Consider the following 15929-nt stretch of genomic DNA (forward strand, 5'->3'; position numbering starts at 1 on the left):
ATATTCCTTAAAAAGCTAAGTATCAGTGAAGTGGAGAGTTCCAAAATAGACATCTGCTATGCGTGCTGCCATTTCACTTTTAATATCGAGTCTGGTGTTCGGCCCCTTAGCTTTTAACTGCCAAGCAATGGTCAATCACTTATCCTTTGGGCTGCCTTCCACGCCTGCTTTGGAAGAGTGGCTCTCGGCGGCATCTGAACAAAATTCAGATGAGCTGCCACGTCATCGCGGTAGTGGGCGCAGAGAACTGACACAAAAATTCGGAAATATTTATGTTGTGGTTTAACTATCGTTGGCTAATGCCTCTTTTTCCAAAAAAACCAAAATACCAGAAAATTGGCTGTTGTGCTAACATCTTTTATACAGCTTTTCTGGCAGAAATATATACAGTTGACCCACAAAAATCTTCAGCGATCGCTTAGTATTTCAACTGCAAGCTTTGTATATATAGTTGGCGTCAATCCTGACGATCAAAACGCAAATCAAATTAAGTGCCTTGATTAACAGCATTACCAACTCCTCAAAAGCTACACAACTGTTGCTCATATTCGGTAGTAAGCTCTGCGTCTCAATCCTCAACTGCTTTATAAATAGATGTTACTTAGGCTATCAGTTAATCTAAAGCACATCTAATTCAAACATTTTGCCCGTTGAGGAAACAGCCTTAAAGCAACTTCACTTTATTCCCAAATAGGTTTTCTCATACATTGAGTAGTTGGTTTCTACATCAGCAACTAATTGATCTTCGCTCCGACGCCTGTTTAGTAACGTCCTTTACCGAAGCATAAAATTTCTTTCGTTTCATCTCACCTTATCTAGGGCATGGATTCGCACAAGTAGTATAGGTCTTTTGTACTTGGCAACAAACCTTACTATTCGTGACCGACTCTTGCACCCTGGTTCGTTCTCCTAGCAGATAGCTACCGACGAAATAAACATTAACAAAGATCTGCTAGATCATCTTAGTCATTTTAATTATTCTACACTCAAGGCCAGATGCAAAATTTTGCATCTGGTCTTTTTAGATGAATTTTACTTAAAGAAAAGGAGTGGGGAATAGGGAATGGGGAATGGGGAAGCAGGGAAAGAAAACTATTAATTATTTTAATGCCCAATACTTCTCTACGAGAGGCTGCGCCCTAAGCGTAGCTATGCCGCAGGCTTTATGGCAACTCTTAGAGACGCACTCGCGTTCGCTCAGTACAAGTGCCCAATGCCCAATCACTTTTACACTGTTGTTTTCTTACTGTTATTTTCTGTTCCCTGGATGCCATTGAGGAACATTGGCACAAACTTCTCGATAAACATCTGTGGATCGCGCTGCCAAGCTTTTTGTGCAGCCTGAATCCTAGTAAATTGCAACTCAGGCGCTAGCAAAGTCTGAGGTAAGCGTTCCATCAAGTACTGGGGACGTTGCCAAAGCGGCATGGTATTTGCCACTTCCACCAAGTTGGCAACTCGTCGCAGTTCTGCACCCAAGGTGATATCCATTCCAGATTCAAACGCTGCCTGTTCAATTGCAGCATATTTAAGTTTAGCTTGCTCTACCTTTTGCCGATGTTCTGGACTTTTATCTGCTATTTGTGCCAGCCAACGGTTACCCCAACGGACATGTCCTGCTTCCTCTGGGAGAATTTTTTCAATCGTTTCCCGGATTTTGATGTTTTCTGGCGTTTGCGCCGCTTGCTTGAGTGCATAAATGTGGGCAGAGAAATACTCACAGCCCCGTTTTTCAGTAATGTTAATTGCTGCTAAGGCAGCAATTATAAAGTCCTCTAAGTTGTGTTTTGGGTCATAGGTGTCTTCGTCGAGCAGCCGATCAAATTCATCAATATAGGAAGTTCCAGGAGGAGTTCCTATATCGCTTCCCAAGTCAATCAACAAGTCAGTTAGCCACATGGCATGACGAGCTTCATCTGAGATGTGATGAGACAAATCTCGTACCAGTTCCCGTGGCTGTCCATTGAGTTGTTCAATTACCTCAGTTAGGTCTTTACAACTACGTTGTTCATTGTAACGGTAGTTATTGAGGGTAATGAGATGGATTTCGCGATCACATACCATCCGTTTTAATATATTTCTCGCACTCAAAACATTCTGAAATTTACGTGGGTAGGTAACTGTCATAGATTATGTAAATTTTTGTAAATCTTTATTTAATAATAACTTAATTTTTGCGAGTGCTGCATTTGTGCCGCTTCACTGAAAAATGAGTAAAAGTCACAAAAATTAATTATTTGAGTTGAACTTTAAGTGTAAATAAAAGTAACAAATAAATGTTCAGTCTTAGGTAAAGTGTGTTTTTAAGCTCAGACCAATCTGAAGCTAGATGATTTTAGTTATGAAAAGTGAATTGGAGAGATTTTCTCCCAAAGCCGGAAAATTGTAGGCAAATAAAATATTAATATTTGTAAAAAGTAGCTTATGTTACAGAATTTTTGTTATATTAGTATTGTAAGGAAAAGAAAATTATATATTCATGAAATAGAGAGGACTATGGTTATGTCTATCGCAGATAAATCTCGTGCGTTAATGGTGCGTGAACATCAACAAGTCAAGAATCGCCAACAATCAATGCTGATGCGGGCAGCACAAGAACTTGGTCTACCTGAAGAAGCATCCCACTACTGGAACCCGATTCAAGGCAAGGTAGATGCTCACACTCGGATGATTTATGGGCCCAGTCATGCTTCCATGAGTTAAGTTTGAAAAGTTTTAAGGTCGATTTTTTGAGTAAATATCTCAACTGACAACTCTGGAAAAAAAGCCACCCTTTACTCTAGGGTGGCAAAACTTATTACTTTTAGTTAGATAGGACTGTTAATTAAGCATCGTAATAGAGGTAAAACTCGTAGGGATGAGGACGCAGCTGCAACTGCTTGACTTCGTTACTTAGTTTGTAATCAATCCAATTTCCGATAAAGTCTTCCGTGAAGACGCCTGATTCTGTCAAGAAGGCGTGATCTTTTTCCAGTGCTTGCAACGCCAATTCTAAAGAACCTGGAGTTGAAGGAACCTTTGCCAGTTCTTCTGGAGAGAGTTCATAGATATTCTTATCTAAGGGTTCACCAGGATGGATTTGGTTTTTGATGCCATCGATACCAGCACAAAGCATTGCAGCAAATGCCAAATAGGGATTAGATGTAGCATCTGGACAACGGAATTCCAAACGTTTGGCTTTAGGGTTAGTGCCAGATAAAGGAATACGGATAGAAGCAGAACGGTTCCCTTGGGAGTAAGCCAAGTTAACAGGAGCTTCATAACCAGGTACTAGGCGCTTGTATGAGTTGGTGCTAGGGTTGGTGATTGCCAACAGCGCTGGTGCGTGTTTAAGAAGACCGCCAATGTAGTACAAACCCATATCGCTCAAGCCAGCATACTTATCACCAGCAAACAGAGGTTTGCCATCCTTCCAAATAGATTGGTGAGTATGCATCCCGGAACCGTTATCGCCAAACAGCGGCTTGGGCATAAAGGTGACGGTTTTGCCGTATTTCTTGGCAACGTTCTTGATGACATATTTGTAAATCATCAACCAGTCAGCTGCTTCGATCAACTTACCAAAGCGGAAACCCAGTTCGCACTGACCACCAGTGGCAACTTCGTGGTGATGCTTTTCAATAGGTACACCTAATTGTGCCATCGTCAACAGCATTTCTGTGCGGATATCTTGTAAAGAATCCGTTGGTGAAACTGGGAAGTAACCTTCTTTGAAACGTGGTTTGTAAGCCAAGTTGGGTTTTTCATCTGTACCAGCTTTACCGGAATTCCAAGTACCTTCTTGAGAGTCTATGAAGTAGTAGCCTTCGTTGGCGGTTTGGGCAAAGCGCGCAGTGTCAAAGATGAAGAACTCAGCTTCAGGGCCAAAGAAGGCTGTATCACCAATGCCAGTGGAAACCAGGTAATCTATTGCTTTTTGGGCAATAACGCGTGGGCAACGGTTGTACCATTCACCCGTGCGGGGTTCTTTAATACTACAAATTATACTTAGCGTTGGCACTTCCATAAATGGGTCGATCCAAGCAGTGTTGGGGTCGAGTACCATCGTCATGTCCGATTCGTTGATCGCTTTCCAACCCCGAATGCTGGAACCGTCAAAAGGTACGCCATCAGTGAATGCAGTCTCATCGATTTGGTTTTGGTACACTGTGAGGTGCTGCCAAGTCCCTACTGTATCGATGAATTTGAGATCAATCAGTTGAATTTGTTGGTCTCGGATCAATTCCAAGACTTCTTGTGGTGTTGTCATTGTTACTCCTTCTGTACCAATTTCCTAAAGTAAACCAGAATCTTCCAAAGCATCCTAACCCTGCTGATCTCAATCAAGCCGTGACACACCTGAAATATCTTAAATACTAGACATTAGCGGATTTTGTAGTTTATGTTACAGATATCTGGATTACAGGTTATATTAACCTTTCAGTGATCATCTGTACAAAACTGGAAAGTTGCTTACATAGGGGTCAACTTTGGCATAGAATCCATAGATAGTGGATAAATTGTTTTTGTGCCGAATCTATTTTTAATAGCACAAAAATTTATTGGTGCGTAAGTGCAGCCAAATAAATATCAAACCATAAATAGTAATGATTGGGAGAAGAAGGAATGCGCGATGCGGTAACAAGTTTAATTAAGAATTATGACTTAGCTGGTCGGTATTTTGACCGGAATGCGATCGATAGCCTGAAGTCTTACTTTGACAGTGGTACAGCAAGAGTACAAGCTGCGGCGGCGATAAACTCTAATGCGGCTGCACTTGTTAAGCAAGCTGGTTTAAGGTTATTTGAAGAACTGCCAGAATTGATTCGCCCCGGTGGAAATGCTTATACAACTCGTCGTTATGCAGCTTGTCTGCGGGATATGGACTACTATCTGCGCTATGCCACCTATGCGCTGGTTGCTGGAAATACGAATGTGTTGGATGAACGAGTGCTACAAGGGCTACGGGAAACTTACAATTCTCTAGGAGTGCCTATTGGACCTACGGTTCGCGGTATCCAAATTCTCAAGGATCTGATTAAAGAACAGGTGACAGCCGCAGGTGTGGTTAATACTGCTTTTGTAGATGAACCGTTTGATCACATCACACGCGAGTTGAGCGAAGAGGATATTTAGCATCTAACCCTAGCGATTAGAAATCGCGGAACTATACAAACAAAGTTCGCATAAGTGAACTTAACTTATATCGCACTTTGGTTTTATTGGCAAGGTGCGTTTACTTTTTTTAATGCAAAAAACTATTTGTTGCCTGACAAATTAATTAATAGTACAACGAGAAAAAGTACTGGAAAAATTTTATACTGACTTTTATAATATTTATTATTGATATAAATAATTTTTTGCATTCTATCCTGCCTCTGCCTTATCCCAACGACAAATTTTACGCCGACCTATCTATTTATTTCCAAAGAATAATACATTAAGTAGCGATCGCCCATAGATGAATGCATTAGCTTATCTTATTTGAAATAGAACCACCATAAGCCACAATAGAAGTTGCCCATCTTTGAGGCGCTGATTATGGAAGAATTATTAACTCTGAAAGACTTGCTTATTAAAGGCGATGTTCAAGGAGCATTGTTTATAGTTAAAGAATTAACGGAGATGAGCCGGAATGACATAATCAAGACGATTCGTAGCTATGCAGTGATTTTGCTGTTGCATCTGATTAGACAACAAGCTGAAAATCGCACGACTCGCTCTTGGGAAGTCTCAATTCGGAATTCGGTTCGGGAAATTCAGCGGGAAAATAAACAGCGCAAAGCTGGGGGCTATTATCTCACGCCAGAAGAATTGTTAGAAATTTTAGCAGAAGCCTATTTAAATGCCATTGATGAGGCTTCCTTACAAGTAGAAGAAGGTCGTTATGAAGCCCAAGAATTAGAAAAAGTTGTTAATCAAGAAGAAATTATTAATTGTGCTTTGGCTTTAATTTTACCAGGAGAGTCTAATTAATTGGCTAAACAGCGACTCGACACACTATTAGTAGAGTTAAATTTATGTTCTTCTCGCGCTTTAGCACAGCGGTTAATTCAGGCGGGGGAAGTTACTGTTAATCAGCAGCTAATTGATAAGCCTGGTACAGAAGTTGATATTGCAGCTCAAATAAATATTAAAGAGCGATCGCCTTTTGTTTCTAGAGGCGGTGAAAAACTCTCCAAAGCTTTGTCAGTATTTGCCATTCCCGTAGGAGAGCGCATTTGTTTAGATGGTGGGATTTCTACTGGTGGTTTTACTGATTGTCTCTTACAAGCTGGAGCAAAACAAGTTTACGGAATTGATGTTGGTTACGGACAAGTTGACTGGCGATTGCGAAATGATTCGCGAGTGATTTTGCGAGAACGCACTAATTTACGACAACTAAGACCAAATGAGTTATATGGCGAGGATGACCCGATTCCTGATTTAGCGGTGGTCGATATCTCGTTTATTTCTTTAACCAAGATTCTGCCTGCTTTGTGGCAACTAACTCAAGCTAACCGAGAAGCTGTATTGTTAGTCAAGCCACAGTTTGAAGTCGGCAGATCACGTGTAGGTAAAAAAGGCGTTGTGCGTGATCCAAACGACCAAGCTGATGCCATTTTCCAGGTGTTGCAAGCAGCCCACGAATTAGGATGGAAATACAAAGGCTTAACTTGGTCGCCGATCACTGGCCCTGCCGGGAATATTGAATATCTTTTGTGGTTGGAAATGGAAAGTGAAACACCATCGCCTGATTTAGAGGCAATTAAGCAAATAACGCAATCAGCAACAACTGATTTACGGAAGAGTTAAACGTCGTAGATTAGACACTCTACGGAATCCGGATGGGTATCGCAATAATTTTCTAGAGAGGTTTTCTTTTGTTTTGCTTGATGTTGATCAGCTTTCTCAGCTTGCAATTCTTCCACAATGTCCCAGGCTACGGCACAGCCAGCAGAATCACTGCCATCTTGCTCACAAGTTGTGCGGGCTTCAGTAATGGCTTGAGTAATCGCTTCTTCAATATTTGCCTTCCCAGCAGTTTCAAATGAGTTTAGGCTAGTTGTCATGATTCTTTCACCTTTAGTTTATAGAGATAGATATTAACTGTGAGCTTTCAATGACTTCACAAAGCTCACCCTCCGGGTGACGCTCCTGCGTCGCTCTAAGCGTTCGTGTAGCGTCTCGTAGAGAAGCCATGCCGAAGGCTTTACACTGCGCTAACGCCAGTCCAACGCCAGTCGCCTGCGACGGGAAACCCGTCTTCAGCGCTGGCTCCTCTTTGTTGGAGCAACAAGACTGGGCTGGCTCACATTTACAGTTTAGATAGACTGACTACAAGAGGCGGTAGTAAACACCGTCATCTTTTTCACAAAATTGAGTGGGAATTACCCTATTGTCATCTTTGATTCAAAAAGGTAAGGAAATTCCACTAGTTGTGGTCATTAATAGAGATGGTCATGTTTTCAATCTTGCATCCAAAATTAGGAATGTCAGTTAATTGTCATCAGAGCTTGATAGAAGTTGATAAACACTTATAAACAGCAACAAACGCGAAACAATTTTTATTTATTCTCAATACTTTATGCCTAATTCTTGTCGCAGACGATACAGAATTGTGTTTTGGTCAACTTGAGAGAGAATTTCTTGAATGACGCTGCTAGCGCCCAACTGTCCCCAGGTGCAACCTTTTTCGAGATACACTTGGGCAGCTTTGCCAACGGAGTATGCTCCATAACCGGCGATACCAGCTTGAGCGATCGCACTGCCAGCAAAAGCAGTAATATTGCTGGGATTGTCACCACTGGTTATTGCAGCAGTACTCTTGCCCAAACCCAAAAGGAAACTACTACCTAATTCTCCCAACAGTAAGCCACCAGAACTAAATAAAATCGTTTTTAAAATTTTTCCGGCTTCATAGCTAGTCATTGGCAAACCATACAACCTAGCTAGAGCGCGAATTAAAGCCAAATCGGCAAAAGTTCCGCCAAGTATATCTAAGAAGGCGATGGGATTGAGCATTACTGCCAAAGCTTTGTATTTGGTAAATTGCCAAATGATATCTTCGGCTTCTTGTTCGCGTAAGTCAATGGTTTTTTGAGCGATCGCGGCTTCTGCATTCCGTGCTTGGATGAGTGCATTTAAGGCAAGAAGCGATCGCCCTTCTCGATTGAGAATATTCAGAATTGTCTGTTTGAGTTCGTCTACTTGCGGTGGTGGTGTCTCCCATTCATAACTGACACGTCCATCAGACCACTCAACCCGTACTTCCATTGGTGCTGGTTCCGCCGCTACCATCACAATTTCATCAGGTAGTAGAGGCTTTGCTTGAGTATGTCCGGCACCCAGTTGTTGCAAATTTTGGTAAATCGTTCCCTGATCTGTATCTGGATAAAGGTCTATTTTGTTAAATACCAAAATCAAGGGTTTTTGCGCTTGACGCAATTCCAGCAGTGCCTGATACTCAGTGCGCGTGATATCACCAGACACGACAAACAAAATCAAATCTGCCTGATGCACGACTTCTCGTGCCATGTCCGCCCGGGACTCACCCTCAATTTCATCTAATCCGGGGGTATCAATTAACTCTACTAATACCTTATCCCCTGGCTGCCAACGGACGGAACGGGGCCATTGAGTGACACCGTTCAGGGGCCCCGTTTGCAGAATCTTGTCTCCCAGCAAAGCATTTAAAACTGCTGACTTTCCCCGACTCACCAAACCAAAGGCGGCAATTCTAATGACATTAGAGTCTAGCTTGTTAAGTGTGGAATTCAAAGTTTCCAATTCTGGTTTCACCAAACCTACTAATTCTGGGTTAGATGACAACTTTCCTGACTTACGAAGATATCCATACCAAGACAGCGCTTGTCTGAGACTGGCACGGGCACGATTTAAGTGAGTTTCTTGCAGATTACGCACGAAGTTAGGTTGATTCAAAGTTGGACAAACAACAGGCTACATATCCATTTTGATCTAATTCCAAGGCTGTTAGCCTGTTTTGTCAAATTAGGCGATTGTCAGAAGAGTTTGCATACCCTCTTTGTGCAATATCTATTTATAGCGGTTTGCAGTTGAGTCGAATACAGACCTAACCCCCAACCCCTTCCCTAGCAGGGAAGGGGAGTAAGATTCAAAGCCTCTCTCCTCTTAGGAGAGAGGTTTGGAGAGAGGTCAAAACTGTACTGCACTCAAACGAGAACCGCCATAGAACATGAGATTGTGTTGATTATCCCAACACTTGCGATCGCTTCTGGATCAAGTCTAAATTTTACCGACAAAGGAAAGAATACAATCCCACGTAGGCTACGCTCAGTGCATCGTCTAAATTTATTTCTGGGGATTATTAATTTTGAATCCGTGAATTTTGAATTCGGAGCGTACCCCTTTGGGGATCTTGCTACGCGTAGCGTCTCGTAGAGAAACGACGTGACTTCGCAGCGTTTCAACACGAAAAGCATTATTTTTTTCGGACTCGCTGCTCAGTGTATCCCTAACTTAGTGATCAAAATTTTATATGATGCTTGCACTATTGCTGACGCTGATGCTGCAAAAACCACTCATACAACTCTGGATTGTCATATGTCTGCGTCCACGAGTCGTGATCGGCTTCTGGGTAAACTGTAAATTTTACATTTCCGCCGCAGGCTTTGAGTTCTAAAACCATGATTTCGGACTCACTTAAGGGAACTACATTATCTTTAGCTCCGTGAAATGCCCACACAGGAAGATTTTTCAACTTACGTACTGCTTGTGGGTTACCACCGCCACAGATAGGCGCGATCGCTGCAAATCTTTGGGGCTGTGCTGCTGCGAAATGCCATGTTCCATAACCACCCATACTTAAGCCGGTCAGGTAAACCCGATCTGCATCAACAGAGTAGGATGCGTAGCCGCTTTGCGGTGAGGGAATTGCAGTATTCTCTGCCAAACGCTGCGCGTTCGCGACGTTAGGAGCGTCACCCTCAAACCCGTTGGCGCAGCCTCTCCTAGAGAAAAGCTTGTCGCCAAACATCACCTCATCTAGAAGGGCGCTCAATCGTTCTACATTCCAATATTCACCAAGCGGACATTGGGGAGAAATGACAATGAAAGGAAATTCTGGCTGTTGTTCAACAATTTTGGCAACACCCTGCTTTTTCACATCATCTAAATTAGAACCTCTCTCACCCGCACCATGTAAAAATAGGATTGTTGGCAAAAGTAACTGTTGTGTTTCATTGCGATCGCCTCCGGCGGGGCGTAGTCCATCTGGCAAAAATAGCAGGTAGTTGTAGCTGTTGGTAGAAGTAACTTGTTGTTGTAATGGCGGCATAGCATTAGAAAACTTTGTTAGTTCAACGTCTGCGAACAGCTATTGTGTAACTTGGTCGCTGTGTCGCTTCTCGTTGACTCTTAACTAACCGAAAGTCATTATCTATATATAAATGTTCTAGAAAAGAAGTAGCTAGGTAGGCTTTTTCAAATTTCTTAACAGTATTTCTGTCCATATTTTTTAATTTGAGTTCTTGCCGTAACTCTATGTTTGGCGCTGCTTCCTTAAATTTCGATTCCACTGTTATTGTAAACCACTCGTCTGCATCATTAATTGTCAATGGGATTTCTCTATTTCTCAATGCCTGGAATATTCCAACATTTTTAATATCCCACTGCTCATCTCGAACTGAATACTTTTGCAATACCATTAAATCGTAAACTGGTAGTCTTGATGCAAATTTTTGCCAAAAACTAGACTGCTGTCCTGGCGCATAACGAGCAATATTTGCATAGTAACCATCATTATGAAAAATTTGGTAAGACTGCTCGTGTATCCTACCAGGTAAAATGTCTTGAAAAGGTATAGTAGACCATATTGGCATCCATACTCCTGTGACGATCGCCACTTGATCTGCAACTTTGCCAAAGGGGTTACGTCGGCTCAACTCTGTAAAATATGGTGCTAATTCATTTTTATAAAATTCTACCTTGGCTTTTAACGGCTCTACATTACGACCTTTAACAAGTTCTAAAATTTGATTTTTGATTTCTAATGTATTCCAATGTGTTAATTCTTTGGTACTAGTGATATTTCCCATTATCGTCCATCCTGGGAGAATTTCCAGATTTTGATTGCGTTATAAATAGACTAACTTGACCAAAGAATACAGATACGGGGATGCAAAGAAAAAACTCTCAGTATCCCTTTGTCCCCGTGTAGCTTAAATGAAAGACTACTACCACTTCCGATTTCCATCTTCGTCAACTCGTGCTTGCCGAATTACGTCAGAAATCTCTTCAGCATCTTTAACGTGGTGGAGTGCTTTCTTTTCGCCGTCGGGTTCATCTACAACGAAGTAAGTCGGGACTGTGATTTTGTCACCTGTAATGTCTGGTACATCATCCACAGCCACCTGTTGAGCCTTTTCTTCAACAGATTGAGACTCATCAACGATTTTATCTCCTGGATTGGCTGTTAAGTTTCTTTCATTAACGTTCGGTTCTTCGCGTAAATGTGTATCTTCACTTACTGGTTGATTAATTTGATTTTCTTGATTTCTATCACTCATGGCTTTTTCAAGTGTTGAAGGATGTAGGTTTACCAATAATACTTTAGAAAATCGAAGATACAAAGAATTCTTTCTCTGGAGAGACTTTGAGAAAAGATTAGAAAGGAACACGTCTTAGGTTAGATATTTGCTCTGATAAATTTACTTCTTTGGTTGAAAGGACGTATATTCCCCTCCTAATGCTTCGACAATGCTACAGGTATTCGCTTCCATCATCTTGATGTAGGAATTTCCTTGGCTTCCCTTAGTATCAATTAAATCAGAATAGAGTCAAGTAAAACCGAATTCGTTTAGTTGAGGGCAAACCTGCTGTAGATCCTCCTTAACCTACTAGTATAAAATCAGATTGGACAATGCCGCCATAGTTTTTGAGCAAGTTATAAGTTATAAAAGACTAACAAAAATTACTGCATGATTTGAATTTGTCGGGTAAGCTGACAACAGCAGTTTTAATCCTCAAAACAATGACCGCAAGTAGTCCCACGATTTTAGCCCTGGACTTTGATGGAGTGATTTGCGACGGACTAATTGAATATTTTGAGGTAGCATGGCGCACCTACTGTGAAATTTGGTCGCCTGCTAACGCCACACCACCAGATGATTTAGCTTTAAGATTTTATCGCCTGCGACCTGTAATTGAAACAGGTTGGGAAATGCCCGTTTTAATAAAAGCGTTGGTAGATGGAGTTTCTGATGACAAAATTCTTCATGAATGGGTAAGCATTGCCCCGAAATTTTTGTTAAATGACAAGCTACAAGCAAGAGAAATTGGTGTGAAACTAGATAATCAACGGGATGAATGGATTACCACTGATTTAGACGGGTGGCTAAGTCTGCATAGATTTTATCCAGGTGTAGTAGAAAAAATCAAATTAACTCTTGACAGTGGAGTTAAGTTATATATTGTGACAACTAAAGAAGGGCGTTTTGTACAGCAGTTGTTGCAACAACAAGGAGTGAATTTACCAGTAGCAGCAATTTTTGGTAAAGAAGTCAAGCGTCCCAAATTTGAAATTCTGCAAGAATTAATTCAATCAGCAGATAACAAGCCAGTTAGTCTCTGGTTTGTAGAAGACAGACTCAAGACATTGCACTTAGTGCAACAGCAAGCAGACCTTGAAGATGTGAAACTCTTCCTTGCAGACTGGGGCTATAATACCCAAGCAGAACGGGAAACGGCCCAAAATGATCGGCGAATTCAATTGTTATCACTGTCTAAATTTGCAAAAGATTTCTCTGCTTGGCTTTAATATATTAAATGGCGTTGCAATAACCTCTTGATACCTTTAGCTTAAAAGCACTTATCATTGTCAAGATGTTTGTAACAGTCAAATTGTTCCCTTTACCGATATCCTGCCCGGAACTTAAGTTCCGGGCTAACAGCCCAAGTCCACTCAAGTAGACTCAAATCAACGAAGCAGAATATTCAAAAGATGTACGTAAATAACAATAATTAAAAATTAGAAGCTTCCGTCCTTCCATTTCAGTGAAATAATAACTCTTTATTCTTCACTTACCTTTATGCTTGACCTGACAAAACTGGCGCGACAAATGCAGGGTTTAAGTCAGCATCTCACCTTAGAAGCTGCTGCTAGTCGCCAGCGTTTAGAATTGGCACAACAACATCTCAAAAATGCTTACGAATGTCAACAAGACTTAATTGCTCGCCAGGAAAAATGGCGCGATCGCATTCTCTTTGCTAATGCTACCCCAATTGAGCCGTTAGAAACCTGCATTGATATCCCAGTTCCTCCAAAAATTCATACAGTCATCGCTACCGATGGTTCGCAAATTGCCCCCAACCATCATGAAATTGCTTACTGTTATCTCCTGAATATCGGCAGAGTAGTCTTACACTATGGACAAAATCGTCATCCGCTACTTGATAGTTTACCAGAGGTATTTTATCGGACAGAAGATTTATACATGTCTCGGCAGTGGGGAATTAGAACCGAGGAATGGATGAGTTTCCGTCGCACTGCTTCAGAAACAACGGTATTGGCAGAACTTGCATGTGCAGCGAAAGGGGAAACGCCAGTACTGGCAATGGTAGATGGTTCGTTAATTTACTGGTTTTTAGAACAATTGCCGATGGATGCACGCGATCGCATTTTACCTCCCATCCTAGAAGCTTGGCAGCAGATGCGTGATGCTCAAATTCCCCTGATGGGCTATCTTAGTGCCTCTCGCAGCAACGAAACAATGAATTTTTTACGGTTGTTGGCTTGTCCCTATCCAGTCCCAGACTGTAAAAGTCATTGTCCAAATCAGCTAGAAAAAGTACCTTGTAAAATTTTTGAACAGTTGCGAGATACTTCTGTTTGGGCTACCCGACTCAAACCAGGACAACGCAGTACCCTATGGCGCAGTAATTCCCCGATTCTGGAACTCTATGGAGACCAAACCATTTACTTTTGCTACGTCCACGTCGGTACTGAAATCGCCCGGATAGAAATTCCGGCATGGGTAGCAGATAATGCAACCATGCTAGACCAAGCACTGGGACTGATGTTGGCACAAGTGCAAAAAGGATATGGCTATCCTGTAGCGATCGCAGAAGCGCATAATCAAGCAGTGGTTAAAGGTGGCGATAAAGCGCGTTTCTTTGCTCTCCTCGAGCAACAAATGATTAAAGCTGGTTTGAAAAATGTTGGAACTTCCTACAAAGAAGCCAGAAAGCGGGGAAGTATTGCGTGAAGGAGGCAGAAGGCAGAAGGTATGAATTAAGATTATTGATTGAAAAAGCTGCGATAAATTGTATTTATCTATTTTGGTTTATGGAGGTTTTTATGCAAACATAGACAGAAAAACGCCACTCGCCCCAGTTTTGACCTATTGTCTCAAACTTTCGGAGTATTTCTGAGCTACTCTAGAGTCCACCTAGCACTGCAATCACCAACAATTGAACGTTAGTGAGCGATAAGGATAGATGATTTTTTAGTACTGCCTCTAGTATTTAGAATACAGTTTTGTATAACAGACCTTGTTTAGTAGAGTGGCGATCGCTTTTCCCACACTGTTCTTATTTAACATCCTATTCTAACCAAAATCCACTATTTGGTTGGTGTAGCCATTTGGCTATAATCTATTACTACAAATAAACAAAGCTTGTGCGGCTCATTTTTTATCTACTATTGTTAATTTTTAGAGTTATTTCCTAGTCTTTTCTCTTCACATTGAGTAGCTTTTGGTTCATTGTATACCATTTCTCTAGCCCAATGTTCGCAGTTGTAACTCAGTAAATTCCAAAGAGGATCTTTTGCACTGAGGATTTTTTCCCTCGACTTTTGAATACGCGCCTCAATTTGAATGTCTGAAGCTTTTTCAGGATGTTCTTTTTCAGGACGTTCTTTAAACAGCCAGTCTGGTGTGTAGTGAGCTAAATGAATATATCCAATTCCCACCCTGACAATTTTACCTTTTGGCTTCACCGTCTCACCCGTAAAAAAGTGTGCAACTCTGTAACCATTTGGGGTTGCTCTAACAACCCCGTAGTGCTCATAATCTCTGTCCTTCTCATCTTTACACAGGTAAACAACTAAATCATTGGGACGTATTACATTGCCTTTATCGTCACAAATATCAGGCTCTCTATCCAGAAGTATTATTAGCTGTAAAAGTCGTGCTAATTGGGTATCTATAATTTTCAGTAGAGGGTCTGACCACTTCGAGTTGTAATCATTGACACACTTTTGAATTTCTTGATATTTCTCTATTACCCAGTTTTGATGTTTTTGCAATTTGTGAACTGCTTGGAAATGCCAATCAGTGTTAACCTTATCAAAGTTGCTATCAAATTCTATCTCTAGAATTTCAGCAATAGTTTGACAAGTTTTAATAATATCTTGGTCTTTTGTATGTCTGCATATTTGACTAATTGCATTCTTTATAGTATCACTGTGATATAAACGATCTTGCAATTCAGCAAACAAGCAAAGGATTTTAGAAGGATTTGGTTTCATTGAGGTTGACTTTGGGCTTCGAGTTCGCAGTTTCGTGTTTTTCTGTCTGATCATTGAGCTTTTCTTCTATATGACGCTCAAATGCTGTCAAAGCCATTCTCGATGAAGATAGTGCAATCTGTGATGCAATTTTTTCACGAGAGCTACTACTAGACATATAATTATTTTCCTTTATTGAAAATCTGATTGGATTGTAGTGTCCCTATTTAAGTCAGATGTATAAATCTTAATTCATCGTTGAGACTAGAGCAATCTGTATCATCACTAGATCAGGTAAAGTAAAGTGATACCCAACATAAATAAAGTGCTATTCTTGAGACAATACACTGACTTGACAGTGGAATGATCACCTTATTTATTTAAAGTACAATCCTCATGCTCAAATCCAGCCACTTCGACTGAGTAATTGGCGCACTACTAGAAATATAGTCAACACCCGTCTGTGCGACAGCACGAATAG

General features: G+C 41.2%; 18 protein-coding genes and 2 pseudogenes. 9 read left to right on the forward strand and 11 right to left on the reverse strand.

The window, feature by feature from the left end:
* Positions 1-58: 58 nt before the first annotated feature.
* Positions 59-286 (forward strand): heterocyst-inhibiting protein PatX, encoded by a 228-nt coding sequence (patX, locus tag V7L29_RS07955; protein ID WP_334690225.1) that lies wholly within the window; start codon positions 59-61, stop codon positions 284-286.
* A complete protein-coding gene (locus V7L29_RS07960) occupies positions 273-422 on the forward strand; it encodes a hypothetical protein (RefSeq protein WP_334690226.1) in 150 nt (49 codons plus the stop codon). The genes patX and V7L29_RS07960 overlap by 14 nt, the downstream gene beginning before the upstream one ends.
* 805 nt (positions 423-1227) lie before the next feature.
* On the opposite strand, the gene V7L29_RS07965 is transcribed toward V7L29_RS07960, so the two are convergent.
* Positions 1228-2127 (reverse strand): ferritin-like domain-containing protein, encoded by a 900-nt coding sequence (locus tag V7L29_RS07965; RefSeq protein WP_334690227.1) that lies wholly within the window; start codon positions 2125-2127, stop codon positions 1228-1230.
* Between the two features lie 375 nt (positions 2128-2502).
* Between V7L29_RS07965 and V7L29_RS07970 the strand changes: the two genes are divergently transcribed.
* Entirely contained in the window at positions 2503-2703 is a 201-nt protein-coding gene (locus tag V7L29_RS07970; protein ID WP_334690228.1) for a hypothetical protein, read from the forward strand.
* 121 nt (positions 2704-2824) lie between these two features.
* Here V7L29_RS07970 and glnA read toward each other — a convergent pair whose 3' ends face one another.
* A complete protein-coding gene (glnA, locus tag V7L29_RS07975) occupies positions 2825-4249 on the reverse strand; it encodes a type I glutamate--ammonia ligase (RefSeq protein ID WP_334690229.1) in 1425 nt (474 codons plus the stop codon).
* Between the two features lie 356 nt (positions 4250-4605).
* Here glnA and apcB point away from each other — a divergent pair, with 356 nt between their 5' ends.
* The 3 genes from apcB (at position 4606) to V7L29_RS07990 (ending at position 6774) form a co-directional block, all read left to right on the forward strand.
* Positions 4606-5115 carry an allophycocyanin subunit beta gene (gene apcB, locus V7L29_RS07980; protein WP_334690230.1) on the forward strand — a complete coding sequence of 170 codons (510 nt, stop codon included), beginning with the start codon at positions 4606-4608 and terminating at the stop codon, positions 5113-5115.
* Positions 5116-5520: 405 nt separating this feature from the next.
* Positions 5521-5955, forward strand: a complete 435-nt coding sequence (locus V7L29_RS07985) for a DUF29 family protein (protein WP_334735091.1) — start codon at positions 5521-5523, stop codon at positions 5953-5955.
* Positions 5956-6774, forward strand: coding sequence for a TlyA family RNA methyltransferase (locus V7L29_RS07990; protein ID WP_334690581.1), 819 nt, complete (start codon positions 5956-5958; stop codon positions 6772-6774).
* Here V7L29_RS07990 and V7L29_RS07995 read toward each other — a convergent pair.
* A complete protein-coding gene (locus V7L29_RS07995; RefSeq protein ID WP_334690582.1) occupies positions 6771-7031 on the reverse strand; it encodes a Calvin cycle protein CP12 in 261 nt (86 codons plus the stop codon). The two genes, V7L29_RS07990 and V7L29_RS07995, sit on opposite strands and share 4 nt — an antisense overlap.
* Before the next feature lie 128 nt (positions 7032-7159).
* Between V7L29_RS07995 and V7L29_RS08000 the strand changes: the two genes are divergently transcribed.
* Positions 7160-7291, forward strand: a complete 132-nt coding sequence (locus tag V7L29_RS08000) for a hypothetical protein (protein WP_334735092.1) — start codon at positions 7160-7162, stop codon at positions 7289-7291.
* A 245-nt stretch (positions 7292-7536) separates the two neighbouring features.
* Here V7L29_RS08000 and V7L29_RS08005 read toward each other — a convergent pair whose 3' ends face one another.
* The 5 genes and pseudogenes from V7L29_RS08005 to V7L29_RS08025 form a co-directional block, all read right to left on the reverse strand.
* Positions 7537-8883 (reverse strand): GTP-binding protein, encoded by a 1347-nt coding sequence (locus V7L29_RS08005; RefSeq protein WP_334735093.1) that lies wholly within the window; start codon positions 8881-8883, stop codon positions 7537-7539.
* A gap of 607 nt (positions 8884-9490) precedes the next feature.
* Entirely contained in the window at positions 9491-10276 is a 786-nt protein-coding gene (locus V7L29_RS08010; protein WP_334735094.1) for a prolyl oligopeptidase family serine peptidase, read from the reverse strand.
* A gap of 22 nt (positions 10277-10298) precedes the next feature.
* Positions 10299-11036, reverse strand: coding sequence for a hypothetical protein (locus V7L29_RS08015; protein WP_334735095.1), 738 nt, complete (start codon positions 11034-11036; stop codon positions 10299-10301).
* A 138-nt stretch (positions 11037-11174) separates the two neighbouring features.
* A complete protein-coding gene (locus V7L29_RS08020) occupies positions 11175-11507 on the reverse strand; it encodes a hypothetical protein (protein ID WP_334690585.1) in 333 nt (110 codons plus the stop codon).
* Positions 11508-11648: 141 nt separating this feature from the next.
* Positions 11649-11777 (reverse strand): annotated as a pseudogene (locus tag V7L29_RS08025) (metal ABC transporter substrate-binding protein); the annotation flags it as partial.
* Between the two features lie 194 nt (positions 11778-11971).
* Between V7L29_RS08025 and V7L29_RS08030 the strand changes: the two are divergent.
* Both V7L29_RS08030 and V7L29_RS08035 read left to right on the forward strand, forming a co-directional pair.
* The gene (locus V7L29_RS08030) at positions 11972-12757 is read left to right on the forward strand and encodes an HAD family hydrolase (RefSeq protein WP_334690586.1); all 786 of its coding nucleotides are present in this window, start codon (positions 11972-11974) and stop codon (positions 12755-12757) included.
* A 271-nt stretch (positions 12758-13028) separates the two neighbouring features.
* Positions 13029-14204 carry a DNA double-strand break repair nuclease NurA gene (locus V7L29_RS08035; protein WP_334735096.1) on the forward strand — a complete coding sequence of 392 codons (1176 nt, stop codon included), beginning with the start codon at positions 13029-13031 and terminating at the stop codon, positions 14202-14204.
* A 440-nt stretch (positions 14205-14644) separates the two neighbouring features.
* On the opposite strand, the gene V7L29_RS08040 is transcribed toward V7L29_RS08035, so the two are convergent.
* The 3 genes and pseudogenes from V7L29_RS08040 to V7L29_RS08050 form a co-directional block, all read right to left on the reverse strand.
* A complete protein-coding gene (locus tag V7L29_RS08040; RefSeq protein ID WP_334735097.1) occupies positions 14645-15469 on the reverse strand; it encodes a hypothetical protein in 825 nt (274 codons plus the stop codon).
* Positions 15450-15626 carry a hypothetical protein gene (locus tag V7L29_RS08045; protein WP_334735098.1) on the reverse strand — a complete coding sequence of 59 codons (177 nt, stop codon included), beginning with the start codon at positions 15624-15626 and terminating at the stop codon, positions 15450-15452. The genes V7L29_RS08040 and V7L29_RS08045 overlap by 20 nt, the downstream gene beginning before the upstream one ends.
* Positions 15627-15828: 202 nt before the next feature.
* A pseudogene (locus tag V7L29_RS08050) lies at positions 15829-15929 on the reverse strand (carboxylating nicotinate-nucleotide diphosphorylase); the annotation flags it as partial.

The organism is Nostoc sp. (genome assembly GCF_036916575.1).
Classification (GTDB): Bacteria; Cyanobacteriota; Cyanobacteriia; order Cyanobacteriales; family Nostocaceae; genus Nostoc.

Coding starts and splice junctions, on each gene's coding strand:
- patX (WP_334690225.1), top strand. CDS start 59: ATGCGTGCTGCCATTTCACTTTTAATATCGAGTCTGGTGTTCGGCCCC.
- V7L29_RS07960 (WP_334690226.1), top strand. CDS start 273: ATGTTGTGGTTTAACTATCGTTGGCTAATGCCTCTTTTTCCAAAAAAA.
- V7L29_RS07965 (WP_334690227.1), bottom strand. CDS start 2,127: ATGACAGTTACCTACCCACGTAAATTTCAGAATGTTTTGAGTGCGAGA.
- V7L29_RS07970 (WP_334690228.1), top strand. CDS start 2,503: ATGTCTATCGCAGATAAATCTCGTGCGTTAATGGTGCGTGAACATCAA.
- glnA (WP_334690229.1), bottom strand. CDS start 4,249: ATGACAACACCACAAGAAGTCTTGGAATTGATCCGAGACCAACAAATT.
- apcB (WP_334690230.1), top strand. CDS start 4,606: ATGCGCGATGCGGTAACAAGTTTAATTAAGAATTATGACTTAGCTGGT.
- V7L29_RS07985 (WP_334735091.1), top strand. CDS start 5,521: ATGGAAGAATTATTAACTCTGAAAGACTTGCTTATTAAAGGCGATGTT.
- V7L29_RS07995 (WP_334690582.1), bottom strand. CDS start 7,031: ATGACAACTAGCCTAAACTCATTTGAAACTGCTGGGAAGGCAAATATT.
- V7L29_RS08000 (WP_334735092.1), top strand. CDS start 7,160: ATGCCGAAGGCTTTACACTGCGCTAACGCCAGTCCAACGCCAGTCGCC.
- V7L29_RS08010 (WP_334735094.1), bottom strand. CDS start 10,276: ATGCCGCCATTACAACAACAAGTTACTTCTACCAACAGCTACAACTAC.
- V7L29_RS08015 (WP_334735095.1), bottom strand. CDS start 11,036: ATGGGAAATATCACTAGTACCAAAGAATTAACACATTGGAATACATTA.
- V7L29_RS08020 (WP_334690585.1), bottom strand. CDS start 11,507: ATGAGTGATAGAAATCAAGAAAATCAAATTAATCAACCAGTAAGTGAA.
- V7L29_RS08030 (WP_334690586.1), top strand. CDS start 11,972: ATGACCGCAAGTAGTCCCACGATTTTAGCCCTGGACTTTGATGGAGTG.
- V7L29_RS08035 (WP_334735096.1), top strand. CDS start 13,029: ATGCTTGACCTGACAAAACTGGCGCGACAAATGCAGGGTTTAAGTCAG.
- V7L29_RS08040 (WP_334735097.1), bottom strand. CDS start 15,469: ATGAAACCAAATCCTTCTAAAATCCTTTGCTTGTTTGCTGAATTGCAA.
- V7L29_RS08045 (WP_334735098.1), bottom strand. CDS start 15,626: ATGTCTAGTAGTAGCTCTCGTGAAAAAATTGCATCACAGATTGCACTA.